The following is a 5,532-nucleotide window of genomic DNA, read 5'->3' as shown; positions in this document are numbered from 1 at the left end:
AGCTGGAACGAGTCGCCGAGATAGTCGGCGTGCTGGACGATTTCGTCGCGCTGGTAGAAGTGGCCCAAGATGACAACCTTGTCACCCAGGGTTTCTTTTGCTGCACGGATGCGAGCGTGGAGCTCATCGTTAGTCGCGGTCTTGTATTCCTCAGGGAGTCCGCCCTGCACAGGTGAACCAGTCGGGATGACATCCCCCATCGAAGCACCTGGACCATAGCCAGGTGTGCCCTTATCGAACTCCCAGGGGCCCTTGGCTAGTGCCGGGGAGCAGGTGCTCTCATCACTTTTGCCAGCGGCAATGAGCTGGATGCGGTCGTTGACCGAGGCGGTCGTGTTCATTTGTTTTCTCCTCGGGTGGATGCCAGGGTTCGGGGTGCACTCAGGCGTGAGAGGGGACCGTGGTCCGTGAGATCAATGGAATTGTTATAGCGATACAGCTGGGGAGGCCTGTGAGGGGTTCCAGCCAAGCGTTCGCCGGTTGCCTCCACCGTGCCAGAAGCTTCGACCATGCGGCGGAAGTTGCCGGGGTCTACTGGCTTGCGCAAGACCACTTCATACACTTCGCGCAGTTGAGCCAGGGTGAATGTTTCACCAAGGAATCCGTGCGCAATGCGGGAATACTCAAGCTTGGTTCTCAGGCGCCAGAGGGCGTAGTCCACGATCAGGTTGTGGTCAAAGGCCAGTGCAGGCAAATCATCGGCAGTAAACCACTGCACATTCTCGCTTTGAATAGCACGGTCTGCCTCATCGCCAGCAACGAGTGCCCAATAAACAATCGAGACCACTCGGTCATCAGGGGAGCGATCGAGTTGACCAAACGCATAGAGCTGCTCGAGGTATCGAGGCTCCAGCGCAGTGGTTTCTAACAGGGTTCGTGATGCTGCCTCGGCAAGGTCTTCGTGAAGGTTAAGGGGACCACCTGGAAGTGCCCACTGTCCTTCATAGGGGGCACGGATTCGGCGAACGAGGGGGAGAACAAGCTCAGGTTCGCCGGTCGGCGAAGGGCGCAGCGCAAAAATCACCGTGGAGACGGCGAGCGCGACCTGGCTTTCAGTTGTTGACATTGCCCCTACTTTGTAAGAGTCAGATTGACTCTAAGTACATTTATCTTAGTGTCATCCTGACTCGAAGTGCAATGATGCTTTTCTACCTTCAACCTTGACTTGAACTAACTTTGAGAACCCGCCCGCTGAGGGAGAAAAGTATGCGGTTATCTCAGGCCTTCGGACGTAGACTGAGAGCACTAATTGAATATCGAGGTCTAGCGATCGATGCGGGAGAGTTCACTTTCGAGGTGAACACCGAAGGAGCAATCCTCCCCGACAATCTCTCAGGTACGCGTACCGCATCGGACGGACCACTCTGAAAAGAAGATGTTGAACAAAACATCTCGCCCACGGTGAAAGCTGCAACTGCAGTGAAGCTCTCAGGCACCAATGACAGAGGGGGAGTTCCTACTCGAAGGTTTCTTGACCGATCGGAGAACTCAATGTCTGACTCACCTCGATACTCACCCCTGCACGCTGTGCACGAAGCACTCGGTGCGAGCTTCACTGACTTCGCCGGCTTCATGATGCCCGTGCGCTATGACAGCGACCTTGCTGAGCACCATGCGGTGCGCACAGCAGCTGGCATCTTTGACATCTCTCACATGGCTGAAATTTCCGTCACCGGTGCAGAAGCTGGTGCCTTCCTCGACTACGCCCTGGCCGGCAAGCTTTCCGCCATCAACATTGGTCAGGCAAAGTACTCACTTCTTCTCAACGAAGCCGGCGGCATCATTGACGACCTCGTTGTCTACCGCCTCGGGGAGCAGCACTGGCTGGTTGTTGCTAACGCAGGTAACCGTTTCCCCGCCGTTGAAGCACTGAACCACCGCACCACCGGCTTTGATGTCAACGTCAAGGACGAAAGCGATGCCACTGCACTCATTGCTGTGCAGGGCCCCAACGCCCTAGAGATCCTCAAGCACACCGTGGGACTCGAGCTCGCTGCTGAAGCAGCAGAGCGTCCCGAACCTACCCTCGAAGCGCTGAAGTACTACTGGTCACTTCCTGCGACCTTCTTGGGAAACCCCATGCTGATTGGTCGCACCGGTTACACCGGCGAAGACGGCTTCGAGCTCTACGTTGATGTTCAGCACGCTGCAGTTCTCTGGAACTCTCTCATGGCCGCCGGCGAGACCCGCGGACTAGTTCCCACAGGCCTTGCGTGCCGCGACACTCTTCGTCTCGAGGCAGGAATGCCTCTCTATGGTCACGAATTGAACCTCACCACTGCACCTGTTCAGGCTGGACTGGGCAAAGTAGTTGCACTCTCCAAGGAAGGCGACTTCGTCGGACGCGCAGCGTCAGAGAAGGGCGTCTCCGCAGATGCTCCCGTACTTGTTGGCCTCGTCGGTGAGGGCAAGCGTGCTGCTCGTGCTGACTACGAGGTCTACTCGGGTGAGAACAAGGTGGGTGTGGTCACCTCTGGTGCCCTCTCGCCCACACTTGAATACCCTGTTGCGATGGCTTTCGTTGACCCATCGGTCTCAGAGCTCGGCTCTATCGTGGATGTTGACATCCGCGGAACTCGTCTTCCCTATACCGTTACCGCTCTCCCCTTCTACAGCAGAAAGAAGAACTAACCATGGCTAACCCCACCAACCTCCAGTACACCGAAGAGCACGAGTGGCTGCTTGTCGATGGCGACAACGCAACCGTCGGTATCACTGCCTACGCAGCTGAGAAGCTCGGCGATGTTGTGTATGTTGAACTTCCCAAGGTAGGTGCCTCGATCACCGCAGGCACCGTCGTTGGCGAGATCGAGTCCACCAAGAGCGTTGGTGAGCTCTACGCTCCTGTAACCGGAACTGTCACCGAGGTCAACGATGCTGTTGTGTCCAGCCCCGAGCTCGTCAACGACGACCCTTTCGGCGCAGGTTGGCTCATCAAGGTGAGCTTCTCTGATGTTCCAGCACTGCTGGACGCAGCTGCCTACACCGCGCTCACGGGCGAATAGTTCACCACCACCTCTCGTCGCTGCTTAGGCAGCACCGCACCATCTTTATTGCACTGCCTGACTAGTCAAGGAAATAAGAATGTCGAACGCGTTCGTCAACCGCCACATCGGAACTGACTCAGCTGCTCAAGCCAAGATGCTTAAGCACTTGGGATATGACAGCATCGAGCACCTCATTGAGGCTGCGATTCCTGAGTCGATTCACGTCGACCAGTTCCGTGCTGCCGGCTCATCTCTGCTCCCTGAGCCTGCAACTGAGCGCGAGACGATTGCTGAACTGCGTGAGTTGGCGTCGAAGAACACTCTTCGTCGTTCTCTCATCGGTCAGGGTTACTACGACACCATTACCCCTGCCGTGATCAAGCGCAACGTGCTGGAGAACCCCAGCTGGTACACGGCATACACGCCCTACCAGCCTGAGATTTCTCAGGGCCGTCTGGAAGCAATCATTAACTTCCAGACCATGGTCACTGACCTCACTGGTCTCTCCACCGCAAATGGCTCGATGCTCGATGAGAGCACTTCTGCTGTGGAAGCAATGCTCTTGGCCCGTCGCTCCTCCAAGGTGGACTCCAACGTGTTTGTTGTCGACATCAACACCCTGGCTCAGACCAAGAGCCTGATTGCGGGCCGTGTTCAGGCAGTCGGTATCGAGGTTGTCGAACTCGACCTGGCTTCTGGCGTTGACGTTCCAGAAGCATTCGGTGTTCTCATTCAGTACCCCGGCGCCTCTGGCCGTATCTGGGACCCCAGTTCCGTCATTGAGAAGGCTAAGGCAGCTGGTGCGATCACGATCGTGGCTGCTGACCTGCTTGCCCTCACTCTGATCACTTCTCCTGCTGAGCTAGGTGCTGACGTTGCCGTCGGCTCTTCTCAGCGTTTTGGTGTCCCCATGGGCTTCGGTGGTCCACACGCGGGCTACCTCGCCGTCCGTGCTGGCCTCGAGCGCAGCATGCCCGGCCGTCTGGTCGGTGTTTCGCTCGACGCTAACGGTGAACCTGCCTACCGTCTGACGCTGCAGGCACGTGAGCAGCACATTCGCCGCGACAAGGCGACGTCGAACATCTGTACTGCACAGGTACTACTTGCCGTCATGGCTGGTATGTATGCGGTCTATCACGGCCCTGAGGGCCTCAAAGAAATCGCTACAGAGGTGCACGAACGTGCCACCGCCCTGGCAGCGATTCTGCGTGCTGGTGGCGTCACCGTCTCGCACGACAACTTCTTTGACACCATCCACGTCAGCGTTCCTGGCAAGGCAGCAGCAATTACTGCGACTGCCAAGGCAGGTGGCTACCTGCTCAACCAGGTTGATGCCGACAGCATCACCATCTCGGTTGACGAGACCACCACCCCGGGCGAGGTGGAAGCCGTCGCTGGCTTCTTCGGTGCAGACGCTGCCTACCAGGCAGTGGCATCTGCAGTGCCTGCCAAGCTGGTGCGCACCTCGGCCTACCTCGAGCACCCCGTGTTCAACACTCACCGCAGTGAAACCAGCATGATGCGCTACCTCAAGCGCCTGGCTGACTTCGACTACGCCCTCGACCGCGGCATGATCCCCTTGGGTTCCTGCACCATGAAGCTCAACGCTGCTACCGAGATGGAAGCAGTAACTTGGCCAGAGTTTGGTGGCCTGCACCCCTTCGCGCCCAAGGAAGACGTCGGCGGTTACATCGAGCTGATCGCTCAGCTCGAGAAGTGGCTTGTTGACCTCACTGGTTACAACACTGTTTCTCTCCAGCCCAACGCAGGTAGCCAGGGCGAGCTAGCCGGTTTGATGGCTATTCGTGGCTACCACCTGGCAAACGGTGACACTCAGCGCACCGTCTGCTTGATTCCTTCCAGCGCGCACGGCACCAACGCAGCTTCTGCTGTTCTTGCCGGCATGAGCGTTGTCGTGATTGCGTGTGACGAGGTCGGAAACGTGGACCTCGATGACCTGCGAGCCAAGATTGCTGAGCACGGTGACACTCTTGCCGCTCTCATGATCACCTACCCCTCTACTCACGGTGTCTACGAGCACGCAGTGCCCGACATCACTGCTGCAGTGCACGCTGCGGGTGGTCAGGTTTACGTTGATGGCGCCAACCTCAACGCGATGACTGGTTTTGCACGCTTCGGTGACTTCGGCGGCGACGTCTCGCACCTGAACCTGCACAAGACTTTCTGCATCCCTCACGGTGGTGGCGGTCCCGGTGTGGGCCCCGTCGCCGCCAAGGCACACCTTGCTCCTTACCTGCCTGGTCACTTTGCTATCCAGAACCCTCACCACGTCTTGGTTGAAGGCGACACGGTGTCTACCGTCACTCACGACGGCGCTCAGATCTCAGCGGCTCCCTATGGTTCGCCCAGCATTCTTCCTATCTCGTGGGCCTATGTCCGCATGATGGGTGAGCAGGGTATTCGCGACGCAACAGCTTCTGCTGTTCTCGCAGCGAACTACATCTCCAAGCGTCTCGCTGAGTACTACCCCACTCTCTACACCGGAGACAACGGCCTCGTTGCACACGAGTGCATCCTGGACCTG

At 57.8% G+C, this 5,532-nt stretch carries 5 protein-coding genes and 1 riboswitch; of the genes, 3 read left to right on the top strand and 2 right to left on the bottom strand.

Annotated features, from left to right (window positions below; all coding sequences use genetic code 11):
- Positions 1-341: quinolinate synthase NadA (gene nadA, locus Q0362_RS01025; protein WP_298118838.1), on the bottom strand; the 341-nt coding region annotated here is incomplete at its 3' end.
- Positions 338-1,066, bottom strand: a complete 729-nt coding sequence (locus Q0362_RS01020; protein WP_298118835.1) for an NrtR DNA-binding winged helix domain-containing protein — start codon at positions 1,064-1,066, stop codon at positions 338-340. The genes nadA and Q0362_RS01020, both read right to left, overlap by 4 nt.
- A 200-nt stretch (positions 1,067-1,266) precedes the next feature.
- Positions 1,267-1,358, top strand: a riboswitch (glycine riboswitch).
- A 133-nt stretch (positions 1,359-1,491) separates the two neighbouring features.
- Between Q0362_RS01020 and gcvT the strand changes: the two genes are divergently transcribed.
- From gcvT to gcvP, 3 genes are all read left to right on the top strand, one after another.
- Positions 1,492-2,631 (top strand): glycine cleavage system aminomethyltransferase GcvT, encoded by a 1,140-nt coding sequence (gcvT, locus tag Q0362_RS01015; RefSeq protein ID WP_298118832.1) that lies wholly within the window; start codon positions 1,492-1,494, stop codon positions 2,629-2,631.
- 2 nt (positions 2,632-2,633) lie between these two features.
- A complete protein-coding gene (gene gcvH / locus Q0362_RS01010; RefSeq protein WP_298118828.1) occupies positions 2,634-3,005 on the top strand; it encodes a glycine cleavage system protein GcvH in 372 nt (123 codons plus the stop codon).
- Positions 3,006-3,084: 79 nt separating this feature from the next.
- The coding region (gcvP, locus tag Q0362_RS01005; protein ID WP_298118824.1) for an aminomethyl-transferring glycine dehydrogenase at positions 3,085-5,532 on the top strand (2,448 nt) is incomplete at its 3' end.

This window comes from uncultured Aurantimicrobium sp. (assembly GCF_936931525.1).
Classification (GTDB): Bacteria; Actinomycetota; Actinomycetes; order Actinomycetales; family Microbacteriaceae; genus Aurantimicrobium.
This window is presented reverse-complemented; position numbering and strand designations above follow the sequence as displayed.

Coding starts and splice junctions, on each gene's coding strand:
- Q0362_RS01020 (WP_298118835.1), bottom strand. CDS start 1,066: ATGTCAACAACTGAAAGCCAGGTCGCGCTCGCCGTCTCCACGGTGATT.
- gcvT (WP_298118832.1), top strand. CDS start 1,492: ATGTCTGACTCACCTCGATACTCACCCCTGCACGCTGTGCACGAAGCA.
- gcvH (WP_298118828.1), top strand. CDS start 2,634: ATGGCTAACCCCACCAACCTCCAGTACACCGAAGAGCACGAGTGGCTG.